The 21753-nt window shown below is 36.5% G+C and carries 18 protein-coding genes and 1 tRNA gene; 15 read left to right on the top strand and 4 right to left on the bottom strand.

Annotated elements, in window-relative coordinates; translation table 11 throughout:
- Positions 1 to 29 precede the first annotated feature (29 nt).
- The gene (locus DR864_RS01160; protein ID WP_114065219.1) at positions 30 to 1028 is read left to right on the top strand and encodes an alginate O-acetyltransferase AlgX-related protein; all 999 of its coding nucleotides are present in this window, start codon (positions 30 to 32) and stop codon (positions 1026 to 1028) included.
- Between the two features lie 79 nt (positions 1029 to 1107).
- Complete coding sequence (locus DR864_RS01155) at positions 1108 to 1491, top strand: hypothetical protein (RefSeq protein ID WP_114070106.1); 384 nt, start codon at positions 1108 to 1110, stop codon at positions 1489 to 1491.
- Between the two features lie 157 nt (positions 1492 to 1648).
- On the opposite strand, the gene DR864_RS01150 is transcribed toward DR864_RS01155, so the two are convergent.
- The 3 genes from DR864_RS01150 to DR864_RS01140 form a co-directional block, all read right to left on the bottom strand.
- A tRNA-Val gene (locus DR864_RS01150) sits at positions 1649 to 1723 on the bottom strand.
- 78 nt (positions 1724 to 1801) lie between these two features.
- The gene (locus tag DR864_RS01145) at positions 1802 to 3109 is read right to left on the bottom strand and encodes an MFS transporter (RefSeq protein WP_114065218.1); all 1308 of its coding nucleotides are present in this window, start codon (positions 3107 to 3109) and stop codon (positions 1802 to 1804) included.
- Between the two features lie 43 nt (positions 3110 to 3152).
- Positions 3153 to 4634 (bottom strand): APC family permease, encoded by a 1482-nt coding sequence (locus DR864_RS01140; protein ID WP_114065217.1) that lies wholly within the window; start codon positions 4632 to 4634, stop codon positions 3153 to 3155.
- 201 nt (positions 4635 to 4835) lie between these two features.
- On the opposite strand from DR864_RS01140, the gene DR864_RS01135 reads away from it, so the two are divergent.
- The 13 genes from DR864_RS01135 (at position 4836) to DR864_RS01075 (ending at position 20035) form a co-directional block, all read left to right on the top strand.
- Entirely contained in the window at positions 4836 to 7169 is a 2334-nt protein-coding gene (locus DR864_RS01135; RefSeq protein ID WP_114065216.1) for an SLBB domain-containing protein, read from the top strand.
- A 71-nt stretch (positions 7170 to 7240) separates the two neighbouring features.
- On the top strand, positions 7241 to 8344 hold the full coding sequence (locus DR864_RS01130) for a GumC domain-containing protein (RefSeq protein ID WP_162793500.1): 1104 nt from the start codon (positions 7241 to 7243) through the stop codon (positions 8342 to 8344).
- Between the two features lie 179 nt (positions 8345 to 8523).
- Positions 8524 to 9303: a glucose-1-phosphate cytidylyltransferase gene (rfbF, locus tag DR864_RS01125; protein ID WP_114065214.1), complete on the top strand. Its 780-nt coding sequence runs from the start codon at positions 8524 to 8526 to the stop codon at positions 9301 to 9303.
- Positions 9285 to 10379, top strand: a complete 1095-nt coding sequence (rfbG, locus tag DR864_RS01120) for a CDP-glucose 4,6-dehydratase (protein WP_229599489.1) — start codon at positions 9285 to 9287, stop codon at positions 10377 to 10379. The genes rfbF and rfbG overlap by 19 nt, the downstream gene beginning before the upstream one ends.
- Positions 10376 to 10936 (top strand): dTDP-4-dehydrorhamnose 3,5-epimerase, encoded by a 561-nt coding sequence (gene rfbC, locus DR864_RS01115; RefSeq protein ID WP_114065212.1) that lies wholly within the window; start codon positions 10376 to 10378, stop codon positions 10934 to 10936. Before rfbG ends, rfbC begins: the two co-directional genes overlap by 4 nt.
- Positions 10936 to 12162, top strand: a complete 1227-nt coding sequence (locus DR864_RS01110; protein WP_114065211.1) for a class I SAM-dependent methyltransferase — start codon at positions 10936 to 10938, stop codon at positions 12160 to 12162. The genes rfbC and DR864_RS01110 overlap by 1 nt, the downstream gene beginning before the upstream one ends.
- Positions 12159 to 13010, top strand: coding sequence for an NAD-dependent epimerase/dehydratase family protein (locus DR864_RS01105; RefSeq protein ID WP_205319179.1), 852 nt, complete (start codon positions 12159 to 12161; stop codon positions 13008 to 13010). The genes DR864_RS01110 and DR864_RS01105 overlap by 4 nt, the downstream gene beginning before the upstream one ends.
- A complete protein-coding gene (locus tag DR864_RS01100; protein ID WP_114065209.1) occupies positions 13003 to 13743 on the top strand; it encodes a cephalosporin hydroxylase family protein in 741 nt (246 codons plus the stop codon). Before DR864_RS01105 ends, DR864_RS01100 begins: the two co-directional genes overlap by 8 nt.
- Positions 13744 to 13769: 26 nt before the next feature.
- Positions 13770 to 15266: an oligosaccharide flippase family protein gene (locus tag DR864_RS01095; RefSeq protein ID WP_114065208.1), complete on the top strand. Its 1497-nt coding sequence runs from the start codon at positions 13770 to 13772 to the stop codon at positions 15264 to 15266.
- Positions 15245 to 16267: a glycosyltransferase family 2 protein gene (locus DR864_RS01090; protein WP_114065207.1), complete on the top strand. Its 1023-nt coding sequence runs from the start codon at positions 15245 to 15247 to the stop codon at positions 16265 to 16267. The genes DR864_RS01095 and DR864_RS01090 overlap by 22 nt, the downstream gene beginning before the upstream one ends.
- A gap of 300 nt (positions 16268 to 16567) precedes the next feature.
- Entirely contained in the window at positions 16568 to 17899 is a 1332-nt protein-coding gene (locus DR864_RS01085) for an O-antigen polymerase (RefSeq protein ID WP_114065206.1), read from the top strand.
- Between the two features lie 2 nt (positions 17900 to 17901).
- The gene (locus DR864_RS01080; RefSeq protein WP_114065205.1) at positions 17902 to 18954 is read left to right on the top strand and encodes a glycosyltransferase family 4 protein; all 1053 of its coding nucleotides are present in this window, start codon (positions 17902 to 17904) and stop codon (positions 18952 to 18954) included.
- 1 nt (position 18955) lies between these two features.
- Complete coding sequence (locus tag DR864_RS01075; protein ID WP_114065204.1) at positions 18956 to 20035, top strand: glycosyltransferase; 1080 nt, start codon at positions 18956 to 18958, stop codon at positions 20033 to 20035.
- Between the two features lie 123 nt (positions 20036 to 20158).
- On the opposite strand, the gene DR864_RS01070 is transcribed toward DR864_RS01075, so the two are convergent.
- Positions 20159 to 21670, bottom strand: coding sequence for a phage tail-like protein (locus DR864_RS01070; protein ID WP_114065203.1), 1512 nt, complete (start codon positions 21668 to 21670; stop codon positions 20159 to 20161).
- Positions 21671 to 21753 lie beyond the last annotated feature (83 nt).

Here is a 21753-nt window from a genome sequence, read left to right as displayed (position 1 = left end):
GAGACGCACAACTTCAATTTTACAGCACGATGAAAAAAGTCCTTCAATACGTTAGTCTTGCTTTTTTTTCAATGCTTTGGGTCATTGGATGCCATCCAATCCTGAGCCGTGAGGCGCTGGAATTGGGGCTTACCGAAGATTCGTACCGCTACGGGGATTTATACCGACTTTCCAATTTGCCCCAGTTCAAAGAACGTACGGAAGCCTGTCCGAAGAAATTCGTCAATACTCCGTCCAAAAACAACATCGCGCTCTACATCATTGGGGATAGTTTTACCGAAAAACAGCGCATCGACCAACGCGACTTTAACGTTAAAAGTTACCTGCGAACACACTGGAATGATTCACTGGAGGTGCAATTGAACCCAGAACAACGAAATATACTCATCCTTGAAACCGTAGAACGGCATTTTAGAGAACATTTTGCAGTACCCGTCCGAACCCTAAAAATCAGCCAAGCATCCGTCAAAAGCCCGCTCGCCAATGAAGCCCCCCAACCCAAAAGTTGGGACGCCATCCTGCATGAAAGCGAAGAAGCTTTGGCTAGTTTTGTGTTTTCAAGCGATTTTTTCTTGAAAATAAAAGAGTGGAAAGCCGCCCTAAATTTGGCTTGGTTTGGCCGCCACAACGACCAAGTAGCGATTTCGCCCGACGGCAAAAACATTTTGTTTTGTTGGGATACCGATTCTACCCGCATCACCTCTTCCTTCAATGCTTTTCCCGATACTGAACTCAACAAGCTGATTAAAGGCGTGAATGCGACGAAAGACTACTATCTTTCGCTGGGGTTTGATGAAGTTTATCTGGCCATCATTCCCAACAAAACCAGCATTGTAGCGCCCGAAATGGGCAATTACAACCATTTGGTGGAGCGTGTTCAAAACCACCCAGCACTCCGCACCCCGATCATTGATGTATGGGGGCTTTTCAATCAACATTCCACCGAAGTATACGCCCTCAGCGATACGCATTGGAGCTGCTACGGGCAGGGAATATGGCTACAAAAAGTCAATGAAGTGGTGAAGTAACTTGTGAGTATTGATTTTTAACAAGTCTTTATTAGTGGTTTTCTCGAAGTTTTGGGCACTTACAATGTTATATCAAAAAATGGATAAAAGAGCCTTTAATACCTTAGTCGAATATCTTGAAAAAGTGCCCGCTATAGAAAAACCAGTTGCTTCTGGTTCAGATGAAAATGGTCTGTGGTGGATAAAGTTCAGTATTGACACTTTTCACCCTTGTGCTTGGAAAGTTGTTCAGGAAATTGGACATGTCTGCAATTACCTTTCTCTTAATGAACGTTTACCAACGGTCTTTTATCCTGTTTCACCACCACCTTACTTAAATGGAGGACCTGAAGAATTTCTATCATGGGTGATTGAAACAAAAGATAAAGATTTTAAGCCTGGTACTCTGATGAAATGGTTAGAGGGACATCTACCAAGGCCAGTAGATGATTTAACACAGTGGTTAATTGATGAAAACGAGTAGATAACTACCTATTAGGTAATTAGTAATACCCTTTTTTATTTAAGCATTAAAAGCAAATTTTTCCAATTCTGAGACTTTTACAGTAGTTAGACATCCTAATTTCACTCCAAAACAAAAAACCGCAACTCGCTAAAAATCTGCAAGTTACGGCTAAATGTAGGACCTAACGGGCTCGAACCGATGACCTCTGCCCTGTCAAGGCAGCGCTCTGAACCAACTGAGCTAAGATCCTATTTTTTATGTCAAAGGAGAAATAACGATGGGTTGATTGCCTGCATTAATCTTCCTTTGGAGCGCAAAGATACTAACTTTAGGAAGTACTCAAAGGGCTTCGGTAAATTTTTTGTGAGGGAATTCGACGTAAGATCAACAACCCAATCACAAAAATCAACGCCAAAAACAAAAGGCTGTTTCGCATTCCTGATACTTGGGTGATGATGCCAAAAATGGTCGTTCCCAAAAAAGTGGAGAACTTATCGCAGGCATCATAAAAACTAAAATAAGACGCTGTATCGGGCGTATTATCGGGCAAAAGCTTAGCGTAAGTTGAACGGGAAAGCGACTGTACACCGCCCATTACAAACCCAATCCCCGCCGCCAATCCATAAAATTGAACTTCAGTTGTGACAAAGTAGGCCGTTACACACACACCAATCCATATCACTAAAATGCCCGAAATCGTACTTGTATTCCCCCATTTTCCCGACAGTACGGCCGCACAGTACGCCCCCACAATGGCCAAAAGTTGAAGCAATAAGATGGTCACAATCAGCGCATTGTCGGGCAAGTGCAATTCATTGCTCCCAAAAATTGTGCCGATGTACATAACGGTCTGCACGCCCATGTTATAGAAGAAAAAGGCCACCAAGAATCGTTTGGTAATGGGCAAATGACTCAATTCACCCAATACTTTTTTGAGTTCTCGAAAGCCATTCCAAATCCATCCCCCTTCCCGCTTCAACCCCGATGGGGTACCGTTTGGCAAATAGTAAAAAGGTATTTGGGCAAAACCCACCCACCAAACCGCCACCGTGACAAATGAAATCCGGCAGGCCGTACCCGAGTCAATTCCTCCGTACCATTCGGGTTTGATCAGCATCGTAAGATTGAAAATCAACAAAAGCACACTGCCGATGTAGCCCATCGTAAAACCCCGGGCCGAGAGCTTATCGTAGCGGTTTTCGGTCGCGATTTCGGGCAAGTACGCGTTATAAAAGACGATACTGCCCGACCACCCAATCAGCGAAATGGCAAACGCAACGACGCCAAGTTCTAAGTTTTCTCGTTTAAAAAAATAAAGAAGTAAACAAGAAAATGACCCCAAATACACAAAAAACTGCATAAAGCGCTTTTTGCTTCCACTAAAGTCAGCAATAGCTCCCAAAATGGGGTTGACCAATGCAATAAACAAAAAGGCAAAGGACACGGCAAACGAAAAAAGCGCGGAGTTATTTACCGTCATTCCCAGAAAATCCACATCGGCTCCCCCTTGCGCATTTACCGCGGTGTTGCTGAAATAAATCGGAAAAATGGCCGAAACAATGACCAGTGAATGTACCGAATTGGCCCAATCGTACATACACCAAGCGTTAAGAATGGAGGATTTATTCTTTTCCATACTGCTGAGTTTTTGCTTTACCTGCTTGCGATGAATAAGGGTTTTAAATTGCTTTTTTACCGCCTCCCGATTTTCTTGTGATGTAATAAACCGGAATACCCACGGCCGCAATCAATAATCCCATGCCAGTATCAAAACGGGTATTGGAATCGATCAATAAAATCAAACAAATTCCCATCGTAACCACAAGGTAAAAAATAGGCACAAAAGGATAACCCACCGCTTTGTAAGGCCGCTCAGTAGTAGGCTCACGACGACGAAGGACAAAAATCCCTGTAATGGTAACCATGTAGAAAATCAAAGAACCAAACGTACAATAATTCAGCAGTTGATTATAACTCCCCGACAAACACAGCAATGAAGCCCAAATACACTGCACCCACAGCGCCTTGCCAGGCACCGATTTCTCGTTCAATTTAGAAGCCTGTTTCAAAAATAGGCCATCCTGTGCCATGGCATAATACAAACGAGCCCCCGCCAAAATCAACCCGTTGATACAGCCAAACGTTGAAATCATAATCAACACGGCCATAATCCCCGCCGACGAACTTCCAAAGATGACCGACATGGCAGCGGTTGCGACCCGGTCGGTGGGATATTCGGCAAATTGTATTCCCTGCGCCATCACATCCGCACCTGTGCTTGAACCTTTTAAGGGCAAAATACACAGGTAAGCGATATTAGCCAACACATACAATACCGTAACAATCAGCGTTCCGAGCAAAAGACTCAACGGGATGTTCTTTTTGGGATTTTTGATTTCAGCCGCGATAAACGTGACATTATTCCATGCATCCGAAGAAAAAAGCGACCCAATCATCGCTACTCCTAACGCCACAATCAGGGCCATCCCTGAAATCATGGTCACCTCTCCCGTTTCTTTCGACACCCTGCTGGCATCCCATGCATTTTCAAAGTTTTGGCCCAGTACACCGCTTTGAAGACCGTAACCAATCCCAATCAATATCAGTCCAAACAAAGCGACCAGCTTAGTGGAAGTAAATATGTTTTGAATCAACTTACCAGCATTAACCCCTTGCGTATTGATATAAGTAAGGAGTACAATACACGCAATGGCATAAAAAGTACCCGCATATACATCTATCGGGCCAAGACTGAACAACACATTTTCGGCATTCTGAAAATTCAGTTTTGGAAAAAATACCGCTGAATATTTGGTGAATGCCACGGCAACAGCGGCGATGGTCCCCGTCTGAATCACCATAAAAACAGTCCAGCCGTACACAAAACTTGTCAAAGGCCCGAAAGCCCGTTGAATGTAGATATACTGCCCTCCCGCTTTGGGCATCATACCCGCTAATTCGCCATAACTTAGTGCTGCCGCCACGGTCACCACTCCCGTCAACACCCAAGCGACCAAAAGCCATCCTGTGGAGCCAAGCATACGCGCCATGTCGGCACTTACAATAAAAATGCCCGAGCCAATCATTGCTCCCGAAACGAGCATTGTGGCATCGAGCAGACCTAAGGATTGTTTAAATTGTTTAGTTGTAGAATTGGGCATAAAGCGAGAAAAGAGTTAGGTTTAGTGACAAAGATAAATGAACCGATAAGTAAAATAAAGTAATATTTTTTCGATAGTATGAATTTGTTCCCTATTTTTGAGCAGAATTTATCTTAATTCAAGATTTTTAGAAATAATTGGGCAATTCTGCGGTATTATTTCGACATCAACGCCTACTTTATAAACTAGACCACGGAACCAGTGACTCCACAAATTCGATTTTTCTTCTTCAGTTTTTTTTGTTTAACTTTATCATTAGGAATTAGCGCACAAACTCCGTCTAAAGTAGAGCAACTGAGTGATTCCCAAGTAAAAGCCTTTTATGAAAAAGCCAAAGCGAGCGGAATGTCTGAAATGCAAATCGAACAAGCAGCTTTAGCACAGGGATTTACGCTCTCTGACATCTCGCTCATGCGCAAGCGGCTCGCAGAAGTGCAAGACAAAGAAAATAAAGAAGACCTTACAGATACTGATTCGCTGAAACTTAGCCGGCAACAAATCGGTAAATTGAGCAAGCGTGATATTGAAAAAGATACGCTAAAAGTTCCTAAAAAAGAGCCACTTAAAGTATATGGGAGTGAGTTATTTAATACAGCAGGACTCACCTTTGAACCAAGTCTACGCATTGCTACCCCCAAAAACTATCAATTAGGTCCCGACGACGAACTGCTTGTTGAAATTTACGGCGACGCCAAAGGCTCTTATCGCCTGAAAGTCAGTCCTGAAGGAACCGTTAAAGTATTAAATCTGGCCCCGATTTACGTGAGTGGCCTTACAATCGAAGAAGCCCGGGACAAAATTGTCGGTCGCTTAAGACAATCCTACGCGGGCCTAAACTCCAGCGGCTCATTTGCTTCCATCAATTTGGGTAATATTCGAAGCATCAAAGTAATGGTGACGGGTGAGGTTGTAAAACCAGGAGTCTACACGGTTTCTTCTTTGGCCACCGCTTTCAACGCCCTTTATCTGTGCGGAGGGCCGAATAAAAATGGTTCTTTTCGCGCCATAAACGTCATACGAAATAACAAAGTTGTTCGTACGATTGACATTTATGATTTTCTCCTCCGAGCCAGTCAGGCTGATAACATTATTTTACAAGACCAAGACATTATTCAAGTACCGTTTTATCTCACTCGAGTAGAACTGGACGGGGAAGTAAAACGCCCTGCTATTTATGAGCTAAAAAAGGGTGAAACCCTTCAGCAGTTGGTCGATTTGGCGGGCGGTTTTAATGAACACGCCTACCAGGCATCCATAACCATGCGCCGCAACACCGACAAGGCGCGTAAAGTAGTTACGGTTATTAAAAATGAGTACGCCACTTTCCATCCCCAAAGCGGCGATGCCATCATGGTTGGCAAGGTATTGGAGCGATTTGACAATAAAGTGGTCATTGAAGGAGCCATTTCACGTCCGGGTGAATATGCCCTTGGCGACAACCTCAAAACACTTAAAGACCTCATCAACCAATCAGAAGGCGTGCGTGAGGACGCTTTTTTGAACCGAGCCCTGATTCACCGCGAAAAACCCAATCGCGAACCCGAGGTAATTGCCGTCGCCTTAGGCAAAGTTCTCTCTAATGAATTGCCCGATATTGAACTAAAGAATCAGGACAGCGTGGTTATATCTTCCATTAAAGACCTACGGGAAGCCTACTTTGTCACCATAGTAGGAGAAATTAACAACCCCTCCGACTTTCCTTTTGCGGAAGCAATGACCGTTTCCGATTTGATCACCCAAGCTGGCGGTCTCACCGACGGGGCGATTGACAGTCGGATTGAGATTGCGCGACGCATCAAAGAGAACAATCTACCTGACGTAGCCGAAAACGTAACCATCCAAATTATTACGTTAAAAATAAACCGCGATTTATCTTTATTACCCGCCGATAAGGAATTTCAGCTTCAGCCGTTTGACATTGTATATATCAGAAAATCAACACGCTACGATAAACAACGAAGCGTGGTGATATTGGGAGAAGTAAATTATCCTGGCACCTACGCCATCCAAAACAACAGCGAGCGCGTTACGCAGTTATTAGAACGTGCTGGTGGACCCAAATTAAATGGTTACCTTCCCAACGCAGTATTCAGGAGAGGCGGTGAGCGCATTGCACTGGACATTCAAAAGATTGTCGAAAATCCCGCCCTTGAAAGTAATATTATCTTAGAAGAAGGGGACACCCTCTTCATTCCCGAGCGTTCCGAATTAGTTCGAATAGACGGTGCGGTACTCAATCCTTCTGTCGTAAATTATTCTAAAGGATTTAACTACGATGATTATTTATCACAGGCGGGAGGATACGGAGAACGGGCCATGAAAAGCCGCGTATATGTAACTTATGCCAACGGATACACCGAGCGTACCCGCAAATTTTTGTTCTTTAACATCCGTCCAAAAATTCAGCCTGGTAGTGTAATTTCAGTTCCTTATAAGCCAAAAGATGAACGACGTTCCGACCTTACCGGCCCTGTCATTCTTTCCTTTACAAGCACGTTAATCTTAGCTGCCGTTACACTAATCTCAAGATTATAATTACTTTTTCGTGACTTTTAATAAAAAGGGACGTCATCAAATTAACCCAATTGATTCTTCAAAATCAATTTATGCAAGATTCAACATCAAATACCAACCCTACCGCTTCTAATGAAATCGAAATTAGCCTTGCTGATATCATTCATTTTTTTAAAAGTAATGTGCGAAGTATGGTGCTTTGGGGCGCAGGATTTGGTATTTTAGGCGCCATTTATGCCTTTACCGCCCAAAAAGAGTTTGAATCAAAAGCTGTGGTATTACCCGAAATTGCATCCAGTAGCGCCTTAACCAAAATGGGAGGACTAGGTGCCTTGGCAGGATTGGCGGGAATAGATATTTCACAAATGAACAGTACCGAGGCCATCCGCCCCGATCTTTATCCAAGTGTTACCCAAAGTCTGCCTTTTGCCTTATATTTACTGGAACAAAAAGTTTTTGTCTCCTCTACTCAAAAAACGCTTACCCTAAAAAACTATTTTGAAGCACTGAATGAAAGTTGGCTTGATAAATTAATTGATTCAGAAAAAGAAGAAAAGCCTAAACTAGATCCCAAGCAATCGAGTCAGGCGGTAGAACTTACCCAAAAACAAGAAGCTTTGGTAAAGCAGATTCAACAACGGGTTGTAACGGCCTTTGATCGCAAAACGGGGATTATTACGATTAATACCAAAATGCCCGACCCAGTCGTGGCTGCTACCGTAGCCCGATTATCAGTGGAGTACCTAAAGGAATACGTGACAAATTACCGCACTGACAAAGCCCGTAAACAACTGGCATTCTTACAAAAACAAGTAAATGAAGCCAAGGCACGCTATCAAAGCAGTGAAGCCGCATTGGCAGGATACCGTGACCGCAATAGTTTCTTGGTGATGAATTCGGCCAAAATAACCGAGCAACGCCTCCAATCAGAGTTTATGCTGGCCCAAAATGTGTACAATGGATTGGTTCAACAATATGAACAGGCAAGAATAAGGGTAGAAGAAGAAACACCCGTTTTTAAAATGTTAGAGCCCGCTAAGATACCTTTGAAGAAGAGTGAGCCAAGAAGATTAACTGTAATATTTATTTCTACTCTTTTAGGTATCACGTTTTTTCTTGCACTAATCTTTATTAAAAAACTATTATTCAATTTTAACCAGCATACTCATCCAAAGAAAATACAAACTCAATTATAATTTAAGATGTATTTGTGTAAATTTTATGTCCATATTCTACCTAAAATTAAAACTTTATAATTTTAATTAGTAATATGTTTTTCAATATTAACCTCTAGAATGTTAAGCGTGGTATTTAACATCTCTTCAAGTGTAAATCTTAGAATTTTATTTGCCGCTTAACAAGTAACAATACAAATATGAAGGTAGTAATTTTTGCAGGAGGCCTTGGAACTCGCTTGATGGAAGAAACAGAGGCACGTCCTAAGCCAATGGTGGAAATTGGTGGAAAACCGATACTGTGGCATATTATGAAAATATATGAACATTATGGTTTTAATGAGTTTATCATTTGTTTAGGTTATAAAGCACAAATGATAAAAGAATACTTTTTAAATTATTACTTATACAATTCAGATGTAACTATTGAGTTAGAAAAAAACAAAATTGAAGTTCATTATACTGATGCCGAATCTTTTAAGGTTACACTTATTGATACTGGTTTGCATACCAACACAGCCGGACGTCTTAAAAGGGCACAAAAATATATCGGTCAGGACGCTTTTATGCTTACATATGGCGACGGCGTTTCAGACATAAATCTTCATAAGCTGTTAGAGTTTCATAAGTCACACGGAAAATTAGCTACTCTAACCTCAATTCAGGTCCCAGGTAGGTTTGGCAATTTGGAAACATCTCGTAACGGAATAGTTAAAAAATTTCACGAAAAACCTGAAGGAGATGGTATGTGGATTAATGGAGGTTTTTTTGTAATGGAATCAGGCATTTTTAACTATCTAGACGGTGACATGGATGATATTCAATGGGAAAAGAAACCACTTGTAGAAATAGCCAATGATGGGCAATTAGCAGCATTCAGACATCATGGCTTTTGGAAAGCTATGGATGCTATGCGCGATAGAATTGAATTAGAGGCACTTTGGAATTCAAATAATGCTCCTTGGAAAATCTGGGAATGATTAACTATAAAGATATATTTACACAGACATACCGCAATAAAAGGGTATTGATAACAGGCCACACGGGGTTTAAAGGTGCTTGGCTTTTGTCTTGGCTTTACCTTTTAGGTGCAGAAGTTAAAGGCTATGCTTTGGTACCTGAAAATAGGCTGGATTTGTATAACCAAATAAATGGCGATAATCTCTGCCAAAGTATCATTGCTGACATTAGAGACAAAGATCGCTTAAAAAAAGAGATTCTAGAATTTAAACCAGATTTTATTTTTCATTTAGCAGCGCAAGCATTGGTAAGGCTATCTTACGAAAAACCAACCGAAACTTTTGAAACTAATACACTTGGTACCGCATATTTATTAGATACTTTACGTTTTTTAGAAAGCCCCTGTGTGGTGGTTGTTATTACTACGGATAAAGTCTATGATAACAAAGAATGGCATTATCCCTACCGAGAAAACGACCGATTGGGGGGCTATGATCCGTACAGTGCCAGTAAAGCAATGGCTGAATTATTAGTAAGTTCTTATCAAAATAGTTTTTTCAATAAAAACGAATATATCAACCACTTCAAATCTATTGCCGCAGCAAGAGCAGGTAACGTAATCGGAGGCGGCGACTGGGCAAAAGACCGAATTATACCTGATTTAATTCGAGCTTTGCAGCAAAACCAAGCCGTAATTGTACGAAACCCGCAAGCGGTTCGTCCTTGGCAGCATGTAATAGAGCCTCTAAGTGGCTATTTACTTCTGGGAGCAAGACTTATCGAAAATCCAACAAAGTATGCAGAGGCCTGGAATTTTGGGCCTTTACAAGATGACACTTTTACAGTTGAAAGCCTCGTCAGAGAAGCTATCACAATTTGGGGACAAGGTAATTTGGAAAAACCAAACTTGACTAATCAACCACATGAAGCTGGCCTTTTAAAATTAGATATCAATAAATCCATCAATGAATTAGGATGGAAGCCCAAATGGGGTGCTATGCAAGCTATACAAGAAACGATTAATTTTTATAAGTTTGGTGAAACACAGCCACTGGAATACTTAAAAAAGCAAATTAATGACTACCAAAATAAATGATTTTTGAAGAAACACCACTAAAAAATAGCTATGTTATAAGCTTACAATCATTTTCAGACAATAGAGGCTGGTTCACCCGTACTTTTTGTAAAAAAGATTTTGAGAAAATTGGACACAGCGAAGAATGGGTACAGCTCAATCACTCTTTTACTGTAACAAAAGGAGCTATAAGGGGTATGCATTTTCAGTACCCTCCACATAGTGAGATAAAAATGGTTCGTTGTATTTCGGGAGGAGTCTTAGATGTAATAGTAGATATTCGTAAAGGTTCTCCAACGTTTTTACAACATTTTAGTATCGAACTTTCGGCAATAAATAAAAAGATGTTGTATATCCCGAAAGGCTTTGCACACGGCTTTCAGACGTTATCAGATAACTGTGAATTGATTTATCATCATACTATGTACTATGAAAAGAATTCTGAAGGCGCATTAAGATATGATGAACCACTTTTGAGTATAAAATGGCCGTTAGAACCTACTGATATTTCAGAAAGAGACTTAAACCATCAATATCTTACGCGATCTTTTGAAGGCATAGATTTAATTTTATCATAATGAAATGTAGATTTTGTAATACCAAATTAGAACATACTTTTATAGACCTCGTTAACTCACCCGCTTCCAATTCTTTTTTGACAAAGGAGCAACTAAACGAGCCGGAAACATTTTTCCCCCTAAAAGTCTTTACATGCCATAGTTGCTTTTTGGTTCAAGTTGATGAATATAAAAAATCTGATTCTATTTTTGACAGTAATTATGTTTATTTCTCATCATACTCCAAAAGTTGGTTAGCTCATGCTAAGCAATATACGGATTTAATGGTCAAACGCTTTGGTTTTAACAGCCAAAGCTTAGTAACAGAAATTGCCTCAAACGATGGTTATCTTTTGCAATATTTTAAGGAAAAAGGTATACCTACGCTTGGTATAGAGCCTACGTCAAATACTGCCGAAGTAGCCCGTGCTAAAGGCATTGAAACGATTACTGAGTTTTTTGGAACAAAATTAGCTCAAAAGCTGGCAAAGGAAGGCTATAAGTCTGATTTGCTATTAGGTAACAATGTATTAGCACACGTACCTGATATTGTTGATTTTGTTGATGGGATGAAATTATTACTGGCTGAAGAAGGAGTAATAACCATGGAATTTCCACATTTGGCTCAACTAATTGACAATATTCAGTTTGATACCATTTATCATGAGCATTTTTCATACCTCTCTTTTTATACTGTCAAACAAATATTTGAGGCTGCAGGCTTAGAAATGTTTGATGTAGAAGAAATACCTACTCATGGTGGCTCTTTACGTATTTACGCAAAACATCAGGAAGACAAATCAAAATTAATCTCTTCAAGAGTAGGCGAATTAGTTATAAAAGAAAAAAAGAAAGGAATTGACCAACTATTTTATTACGCCGGCTTTCAAGAAAAAGTCATGAAAGTAAAGTTAGATTTACTAACTTTTTTGATTGAACAAAAAAGAAAAGGCAAAAAAGTAGCTGCATATGGTGCCGCGGCCAAGGGTAATACCTTATTGAATTTTTGTGGCATAAAGGCTGATTTGATTAATTTTGTAGTAGATGCTAACCCTCATAAGCAACATAAGTTTTTACCAGCAAGCCATATTCCTGTAATGGAGGAAAACTATCTCAAAACACAAAAACCAGACTTTGTACTCATTTTGCCATGGAACTTAATAAATGAAATTATGAATCAGTTAAACTATATTAGAGAATGGGATGGTCAATTTGTTATACCTATTCCAAATGTTAAAGTATTGTGAAAGTATTAGTGACAGGAGCATCGGGTTTTATAGGAAATCAAGTTGTAAATAACTTGTTGAGTCAAAAACATCAAGTTATTGCTACTTCAAGAGATGAAAATAAAGTTCGTCTAAAAACATGGTATAATAAAGTTAAGTATATTCCTTTTGATATATCAAACTTTGACAGTAATCTTAATTTATACGAATATTTCAATCGCCCCGATGTTTTAATACACTTAGCCTGGGATGGCTTACCTAACTTTTTAGATATAGTACATATTGAAAAAAATTTATTTACCCATTATCAATTTTTGAAAAATTATATCCAAAATGGCGGAAAGCACATTACGGCAATTGGCACATGTTTAGAATATGGCAAGAATGAAGGCTGTCTAAGTGAGGATAAAGTACCAGAACCCGACTGTGCTTATGCTATTGCAAAAGATAGCTTAAGACGTTTTATAGAAGAGCTTCAGAAAAATCAGTTTTTTGTTTTTCATTGGATTCGATTATTTTACATGTATGGAGAAGGGCAATATAGTAAAGCGATATTATCTCAGTTAGAGACTGCGGTACAAAAAGGTGATAGTGTTTTTAATATGTCAGGTGGCGAACAATTAAGGGATTATCTCTCTATAGAAAAAGTTGCTCAAAATATTGTTGCCATTGCTCTACAAAAAAAGATTGTTGGTATTATTAATTGTAGTAGTGGTCAACCCATTTCGGTTAGAAGACTAGTTGAAGATTACATTTCTAAAAATAACTATTCAATAAAACTCAATTTTGGGTTTTACCCTTATCCCAATTATGAACCTTTAGCCTTTTGGGGAAATAATCAAAAATTAAATAATATAATTAATGAATAATCCAATAGTAGAATTTCAAAAAGAAAGAGAAGCATTAATTGCCTCTAACGGAAAGAACAAAGCATTGACTAATGCTGCATATCAGTTCAATGTAGAATCTAATAAGGCAAAATATTCTTATAATTTTTCTTGGATGGGTCGCCCTATCATTGCATACCCACAAGATATGATAGCCATGCAAGAATTGATTTGGGAAATAAAGCCTGATTTAATCATTGAAGCTGGCATTGCGCATGGTGGTTCTATTATTTATTATGCTTCATTACTAGAGTTGATTGGAGGGGATGGCCTCGTGTTGGGTATTGATATTGATATAAGACAACACAATAGAGACTTGATAGAGGCCCACCCAATGATCAAGCGTATTCAAATGATAGAAGGTTCTTCAATAGAAGAATCAACAGCAGAAAAAGTCTATGAAGTAGCAAAAACTAAAAAAAATATCATGGTATGCCTAGATTCAAATCATACGCATGAACATGTTCTGCAAGAGTTAAAACTATACGCACATTTGACTTCTATTGGTAGCTATTGTGTAGTATTTGATACAATAGTTGAAGATTTACCAAGTGATTACATGCCAGGTGGAAGGCCTTGGAATCCAGGCAATAACCCTAAAACTGCAGTTTTTGAGTTCTTAGAAACAGCCGAAGACTTTCAAATTGATAAGTCTATAGATAATAAATTGTTGATTAGCGTAGCTCCTGATGGGTTTTTAAAGAAAATAAAATAGCGAACTATTTATAATGATTTTCTTTCATGACTCACAAAATTTTTTTTTTGACAATATTTAGTAAGTTATGGTCTGTTTTAATCAACTTAATTTTCATTCCATTATATGTAGATATATTGGGAGTAGAATCTTTTGGGCTAATAACTTTTTATTCAACACTTTCAACTTCATTATCAATATTAGATGTCGGTTTTAGTACAGCAGTTACACGCGAAATAGCAATTTTTGAATCAAATTCAAAAATCAAAATTGATAGAAATAATCTAATACAATCTGTTGAAATCATTTATTGGGTTTTTGCCTTTACAGTGGGAATTGTTCTCTTACTGTCATCAGATTTTATTGCAAGAGAGTGGCTAAACACTGTTACAGTAGATATAGACACTATTAGTAATTGTATAAAGTATATGAGTATAGTGCTTGTTTTTCAGTTTCCAATAAGCCTATATAATGGAATTTTAATTGGAATTTCTAAACAAAATCAAGTTGCTCTACTATCTATTTTATACATGACATTAAAAAATGCAGGAGTATTTCTAATAATATATTTTTCGAATAAAGATATAGAGCTGTACTTTTTATTACAAGCTGCTGTTATGTTCTTTACTGTTTTTTTATTCAAGAGAGTAATTAAGTCTTTTATAGAACCTAATTTAGAATTTAGATTTTCCCTTTCTCATATTAATAAGATTTGGAAATTCATTACTGGGATGACTGGAATCTCACTAATTACTTTTTTTTTAACACAAATTGATAAATTAATAGTAAGTAAAACAGTATCATTAGAAAATGTAGGTTATTACAACTTAGCTTTTACTGTATCTGGAATAATTAGTCAAGGTGTAGTAGTTATTCAATCTTTTTTATTTCCTAAGTTCACTGAGTTATATACTAAACTCAAATTAAATGAACTTATGACGCTTTATTATAAGTCTTGTAATTGGGTATCTATTATTATTTTCCCTATAAGTTTACAGCTTATATTTTATGCGAAGGAAATTTTATTGTTTTGGACTGGAAATGAAATTCTAACTCACAAGACGTCTTTATTAGTGCAGGTTGTGACTATGGGAGCAACTTTTAATGCTCTTATGTGGGTTCCATATTTTTATTTACTTTCAAGAGGAATTACAAAATTTACATTTTATCAGAATATTATTATTGCTCTTATCTCTGTACCATTGATTATCTTTTTATCTAATAAATATGGTATCTTGGGAGCTGGAGTAGTCTGGCTTTTTGTGAATATATGTTATGTTTTATTTAGTATTCCTTTGATTCATTATCTATATATTCATAGTGGGACAAAAAAATGGTTTTTAGAAAGTATAATAATACCTTTTTTTTACTCTTTGGTAGTTTTTGTCCCTTTTAAGTATCTTCAAATACATTTTTTTCAATCCATTGGTTTTATACAATTTCTTATACTGCTAGTAACCTCAGGAATCGCTTACATAATTATTGTGCCTCAACTAAGATTTTATTTTTTAAATAGAAAAATATGGAATCAAATCCACTGGTAAGTATAATCATTCCCTCATATAATAATGCACAATGGATAGGAATGGCGATAGAAAGTGCTCTCAGTCAAGATTATAGTAATTTTGAAGTAATAATCTGTGATAATAATTCAAAAGACAATTCAAAAGAAGTAATTATAAACTATTTAAAAGATAAACGAGTAAGGTTTCACTACAATGAAAGTAATATTGGTTCAAAAGCTAATATCAATAAACTTATTTATGAATTATCACAAGGTAAGTACATTGTGTACTTATCAAGTGACGATTATTTAATCAATAGTGAGTTTGTATCACAATCTGTGAGCTATTTAGAGGAAGAAAGTGACATCGTATATGTAAAAGGAAAAGAACTTGATTTCTACCATGATAAAAAATTATTAAAGAAAAGAAAATATAGTAAATATTACACAAATAAAATAGTAGATGGTTTTCAAGTATTCAAAGACTATTGTAATGGTAAAGTTGGTTTAGGGTGGGAAGCATGTTGTCTAAGAAAAAGTATACTATTAAAAATACCTTCCTCTAATTTTTTTTATGGAGATATCAACATAAATTTACGATTAACAGCACATGGTAAAGTAGCATTTCTTGATATACCATCTTATACTTTTAGAATTCATTCTGACAATGAAAGTAGTAGATATAATACAGCAAAACACTTCATTGATGAACGCTTACTGTTATACAAAAGTATAATAGAATACATGAAGCACAATCTGCCTGAAATGACACAAGATATTGAATTAAGTAGAAAAAGCCTAATCTACTCTGAAATTGCTTTTGCCATAGTAAAGTTACTAATAGGGAATAAAGGTGAATACACAATTTACAAAAATTATGTAAACTATCATGAAAAAGAAATTTATAAAAAAGTGATTTTTTATAACTTAAAATATAAAATAGTAAAATATATAATCCTCCCTTTGTTAAAGATAAGTCTAACTAAAAAAATATTATTATTATTTTGGGGGCATAGGAACTTAATGAAAAATATAAAATGATTTTGTTGAGTCCATTTCGAAAAGTATTTATCACTAAAGTATACAAAATTATTTATTTCATTGAAATTCTATTAATTAAATTTAGAGTGAGAAATAGCTAATTTTCAAACAAATATATACTTTTCGGAGTGGACTTTTTGTTGTCTATTTTGGGTTATTTAACTCCCTAATGATTTATTGACAAAACCAAAGTTTCTACTTTAAAGCGATTGTGGCTTAGTGGAGCAAGACCCAGCAGATAAAGTCAAGAGTAAATTTAATATTGAAAAAATTTTAAGAGAAATAATTCTGTTTTAGAAAATGAATTCACGAGTTGAACTATTTCTTGGAGCTATTGATGCAAATATTGTCAATCTTTTTATTTCATTTTTAGTATTTTTACAATTTTTATACAGCTGGTACTATAAATGCTATAAACAAGGATTCAAAATTGATTATTGGCATTTTTATATATTCTACAATTATATATTTGTAATATTTTTCATGTATCCATTTGCGGCTTCTTACCTAAATGGTATTGCTATGGGTGGACGAATGGATATGATAAAAGAGAAAGTAGATGATGCTTTTCTTATCACCCTTACAGGTTATATATCCATTATTCTTGCTAACTATCTATTTAGTCTAAATGTATTTTCTACTTTTAACCGCACAATCATTAAGATAAACAACTGGGGCGGACAACTTTTATTTGAAACTATGTCAAATAAAAAATATATATATTTGTGCATTTCGTTTCTTCTATTTTTTACTGTATTAGGACTGGTATATTCGTTCTCTCGATTTGGATTTAGCTTCAAAATAAGAAATGACTACTTGGCTATTCCTGAAATTCGTCCCATTTTTAATTTCTGGACATCATTCTATAATGTTTTTATTCCTATTTTGATCATTATATATATTCAAAAAAAGGCAAAAATGACATTATTAGTAGTCATTTTACTTTCTATTTTTGCGACATTTACTGGCAATAGGTCAACTGTTTTTTTTACAGCACTAAATGGAATCATTTTTTATCTTATCCATTTAAGACATAAATTAAAGTTAAGAAAGCTATCTTTATGGGCTTTTGGGTTGGCAAATTCAGTATTTCTTCTTGGTCTTTTGAGAGACGGAGGGCGGGAATACGAAATTGAGAATTTAGGGTTCTTTACTTATTCCTTTTTATATGGAAATAATTTTTCGGATTTGAGAGACTTTGCTTATATACTATCATTCTGGGATGAGAATTTACTTTATGGGAAGTCTTATTTAGCAGCTTTTATTTCGTTTATCCCAAGGTATATCTCAGACTTTAGAAACACGTATGCAATTAGTGCATACACTAATAATTTTCTTGGATACGAAGATGGAACACATGGAGGTATCAGAGGAGGCCCTTTTTTTGAATCATATCTAAATTTTGGAATAATAGGTGTTGTTGTTATTGGATTTTTGTGGGGAAGTGCACTATCAATTGTTAGTAAACAAATAAAAACAGAATTAGTGAAGAGTACTCCAAATTTTATGAAAAGTTATAGCTATTCCTTCCTTTTTATATCAGCTAATGCAATTATATTGACAGCAAATTTTTGGCAGTACTATGTATTCATAGGGTTCATCATTTTAGGGTCATTTTTAAAGAAAATATAGGAATGAACATATACATAAATGGCAGATTTTTAACTCAGGAAATAACTGGCGTTCAAAGGTATGCACTGGAAGTTACGAAAGCAATCGACATATTAATTAGTCCTAATGATGTTGTTGTAATTTTAACCCCTAAAAGTCAAACGATAGAATTAAATTTAAAAAGAATAAGTATCAAACAAGTTGGTTTTTTGACAGGGCATCTTTGGGAGCAAATAGAATTGCCGCTATATTGTAGAAATGGTCTATTATTTAATCCTTGTGCGACAGGCCCGCTTTTTAAAACAAATCAAGTATCAACTTTTCACGATGTAAATTTTATCAATTTCCCAGAAGGCTTTACATGGCAGTTTAGACTTTGGTATAAAATCATCTTCTTTATTTGTGGCAAACTTTCAAAATCAATAATAGCAATTTCAAACTACACTAAAAATGAAGTTATAGAAAAGTTTGGAATACAATCATCAAAAATAACTGTAATTTATGAAGGGCATCAACATTTTGATGAAATAGAAGAGAATAAAGAAATCTTAAATAAAATAGATAACTCAAAGCCATTCATTCTTGGGGTTAGCAGTCTAAATAAAAATAAAAATTTTGATATCATTCTTTCATGTTTAAAACATATTAACAACGTACACTTTGTTATTGTCGGGAAACCTAACCCTAAAATATTTGGCAATGCAGTTTCGTTCAAAAATAGAAATGTTACCTTTTTAGGAAGAGTTTCTGATTCAGAATTGAAAAGCTTGTATAAAAATGCGTTTTGTTTTATTTATCCTTCGTTTTTTGAAGGTTTTGGCTTACCACCTTTAGAAGCAATGAGTTGTGGATGTGCTTGTATAATTTCTAACACATCATGCTTACCCGAAATTTATCAAGATTCTGTACTATATTGTGACCCTCAAAGCCCTGAAAGTCTTTCTGAACAAATTTCACTTTTACTAAATGACCCCTTTACTACATTAAAGTTACATAGTAAATCTAAACATATTCTTGAAAAGTATTCTTGGATAGAATGTTCTAAGAAAATCCTTCATTTATTAAAAAATACATAGAATGAAAGTAGCTCACATTGTTGAAGCATTTGGTAGTGGATTAATAACTTTTATTAAAAATCTGACTGACGGGATCGAATGTGAACATACCATTTTTTATGCCCAGAGAGAAGTAGATATCAATGAAGTAAAAAAGGAATTTAAATACAATGTTAGATTTGTTAGTTGGAAAAGTGCAAAAAGAGAGATAAATATATTTAATGATGTAATTGCTAGTATTGAATTATATCGTTTTTTAAAAACCGACAGCTATGATGTTATTCACCTTCATTCATCAAAAGCAGGTGCTATAGGAAGAGTTGTGGGTCTATTTTTCCCAGACAAAATAATACTTTATACACCTAATGGTGCATCCTTTGCAAGAAAAGACATCACACGACTAAAAATAACTTTATATAAAACTATTGAATATTGTTCAAGCCTATTATGTGGGCAAGTCATATGTGTATCAAAATCAGAAACACAATTATTTCACAGCATAGGGGTACAGGCTATTACTATAAATAATGGCATACGCATCAAAAGTTATGAGAAGAAAATAAGGCTACGAGAGCGATTTTCAATTGTTACTATCGGGAGAATTTCAACTCAAAAAAACCCACACTTATTCAATGATATAGCTAAGAACCTTTTACACTATCCAATAGACTTTATATGGGTTGGGGATGGAGAACTTAGATCCACTTTATCTTCCCCTAATATCAAAATAACGGGGTGGATATCATCGGCAGAAGTTGAAAAATATTTATCAAATAGTGATTTGTATATTTCGACATCAATTTGGGAGGGTTTGCCATTTGCTGTTTTAGAAGCTATGAATTATAGGCTACCTTTACTACTAAATGAATGCGTTGGTAATATTGACTTAGTCAGTAATAGTATTAATGGATACTGTTTTAAAACAAAAAACGAAGCTTTGAGCCACATAATCAACTATCTTAATGATACATCTGTCTTGGCTTTTCATGGAGATAATTCTTATAATAAGCTATTAAGAGAATTTGACACTTTAAGTATGTGTCGTAATTACAGTGAAATTTATAGAGTATTGGCTAAAAATTTAACAATGCCAACCAACTAAACAAAAAATAACACGGTCTAACCAAATATTCTATTGGTTAGACCGTGTTTACCAAGTGACCCTAAAAAACCAATAAGGAAATGTAACTATCCCCTTATTGTGAATATACTGATATTACTAAAATTATTTTTGAGCGTTTTGCTTTTTCAATGCCTGAATCTCCTTGTTTAACTCTATGACATACAAGGTTAATTCTTCTATTTTTTCCATTAATTTAGCGGAGGTTTGCATAACATCTAAGCCATTTTTTGACATTTCCTCGGCAGATGGGATGTTAGGTAGATGCTTATTTTCACTTACATATTTCTCAACTTCGTTCAATGGCATTAACTTATAGTTGGGCGCAAATACATAGTCAGCCCAATCGGAAGAATTGCGGAGGGCAACTTTCAATTTTTCTGTCATAATACCATCTTGCACATATAAACGATATGGGCCACCTGAAAAGCTACTTGGAAGAGCTAAACCTCCAGCCCCAGCCCCACCAGGTGCAGTATCAAAATCTCCAATCGCTAAGTATCCGACAGTACTTGGAGTTGGAGACCCTGGAACGGAACGAAGGTTTATTCTTAACCATGGTGTTGTTGCAGAAGGTAATGTAGCATAAAACTGACCCTTGATTAGCGGGTTGGCCGTGTTTGAGTTTGAGATGTACAACATATTACTACCCGTTTCGTTCTCACCTGCGCCGCCACCTATGGCAACACTACCACTTCCTGTATTTGTGCGCAAAGCTTGTGCTCCAATAGCTACGTTATTACTACCAGTATTGGAACCCAATGCGTTAGCCCCGATAGCCATATTATTAGACCCACTTGTATTAGCTCTCAATGCACTTGAACCAATACCCACATTGAAAGTTCCTGAATTGCTATTCTCCATTGCAAAAGTTCCAACAGCCAAATTATGTGAGCCAAGAGTGTTGTTATAAAGAGAGAAAAAGCCTATGCCTACGTTACTTGAACCAGCAGTATTTTTAAAAGTAGAAAAATGTCCAATTGCAACGTTATCATTTCCACCTGTCGAAGCACCATTGCCATGAAGAACGTTTACCCCTATACCTATATTATTACTTCCTGTTGCTCCTGTTAATGCTCCGGTGCCTACAGCAACATTGCTCTGTCCAGTTGTGTTATTCAAAAGGGCTTGCCAACCAAATGCTGTGTTATACTGCCCAGTAGTATTTAACCCTGATTGATAGCCCAAGAAAGTTCGTAAGCTACCTGTATGCTCAACAAGTCCAGATAAGTTGTTATTAACTTTAAACCTTAAAGGCTTATCATTAGTACTTCCCAAGAAATCAGTATCATCAATCACATTCCCTTGCTTATCCCAAGCACCTACTGAGCTAACAGCCGATGTGCGAGCATTTGAAGGTTGCCATGCAGTGCCATCAAAAGTATAGGTACCTACAGCTTGGTCAGTTTGAAAGATAACCAAACCTGCCGCTGGATTTTTAATGGCATCACGCTGGGCCTGATTCATTCGGGGTAGTAGCAACCCTTTTGTGTTAGAATTAAGGTCCAAAATCGCCGAAGGGTCCGGCTTTGTCGTTCCAATCCCGACGTTATCGGCTTTCTGTGCCAAGGCAGCCCCGCAACTAAAGGCCAACGCTAGAGTAAGAATTTTTTTCATGTGTCTAGTATGTTTTTTGTTTTCGTTTCTATTTCACTTTCCGAAAATAAGGGATAAAAACAGAATGAAAAAATGCTTTGCCC

The organism is Runella rosea (genome assembly GCF_003325355.1).
In the GTDB taxonomy this organism is placed as follows: Bacteria; Bacteroidota; Bacteroidia; order Cytophagales; family Spirosomataceae; genus Runella; species Runella rosea.
Note: the sequence above shows the minus strand (reverse complement) of the source record. Positions and strands in the feature narration are given on the sequence as shown.

What these genes read in the sequence shown, in the direction of transcription:
- DR864_RS01160 (WP_114065219.1), top strand. Translation starts at nt 30, where the DNA reads ATGAAAAAAGTCCTTCAATACGTTAGTCTTGCTTTTTTTTCAATGCTT.
- DR864_RS01130 (WP_162793500.1), top strand. Translation starts at nt 7,241, where the DNA reads ATGCAAGATTCAACATCAAATACCAACCCTACCGCTTCTAATGAAATC.
- DR864_RS01075 (WP_114065204.1), top strand. Translation starts at nt 18,956, where the DNA reads ATGAAAGTAGCTCACATTGTTGAAGCATTTGGTAGTGGATTAATAACT.
- DR864_RS01145 (WP_114065218.1), bottom strand. Translation starts at nt 3,109, where the DNA reads ATGGAAAAGAATAAATCCTCCATTCTTAACGCTTGGTGTATGTACGAT.
- DR864_RS01080 (WP_114065205.1), top strand. Translation starts at nt 17,902, where the DNA reads ATGAACATATACATAAATGGCAGATTTTTAACTCAGGAAATAACTGGC.
- rfbF (WP_114065214.1), top strand. Translation starts at nt 8,524, where the DNA reads ATGAAGGTAGTAATTTTTGCAGGAGGCCTTGGAACTCGCTTGATGGAA.
- DR864_RS01100 (WP_114065209.1), top strand. Translation starts at nt 13,003, where the DNA reads ATGAATAATCCAATAGTAGAATTTCAAAAAGAAAGAGAAGCATTAATT.
- DR864_RS01095 (WP_114065208.1), top strand. Translation starts at nt 13,770, where the DNA reads ATGACTCACAAAATTTTTTTTTTGACAATATTTAGTAAGTTATGGTCT.
- DR864_RS01085 (WP_114065206.1), top strand. Translation starts at nt 16,568, where the DNA reads ATGAATTCACGAGTTGAACTATTTCTTGGAGCTATTGATGCAAATATT.
- DR864_RS01090 (WP_114065207.1), top strand. Translation starts at nt 15,245, where the DNA reads ATGGAATCAAATCCACTGGTAAGTATAATCATTCCCTCATATAATAAT.
- DR864_RS01155 (WP_114070106.1), top strand. Translation starts at nt 1,108, where the DNA reads ATGGATAAAAGAGCCTTTAATACCTTAGTCGAATATCTTGAAAAAGTG.
- DR864_RS01070 (WP_114065203.1), bottom strand. Translation starts at nt 21,670, where the DNA reads ATGAAAAAAATTCTTACTCTAGCGTTGGCCTTTAGTTGCGGGGCTGCC.
- rfbC (WP_114065212.1), top strand. Translation starts at nt 10,376, where the DNA reads ATGATTTTTGAAGAAACACCACTAAAAAATAGCTATGTTATAAGCTTA.
- DR864_RS01110 (WP_114065211.1), top strand. Translation starts at nt 10,936, where the DNA reads ATGAAATGTAGATTTTGTAATACCAAATTAGAACATACTTTTATAGAC.
- DR864_RS01140 (WP_114065217.1), bottom strand. Translation starts at nt 4,634, where the DNA reads ATGCCCAATTCTACAACTAAACAATTTAAACAATCCTTAGGTCTGCTC.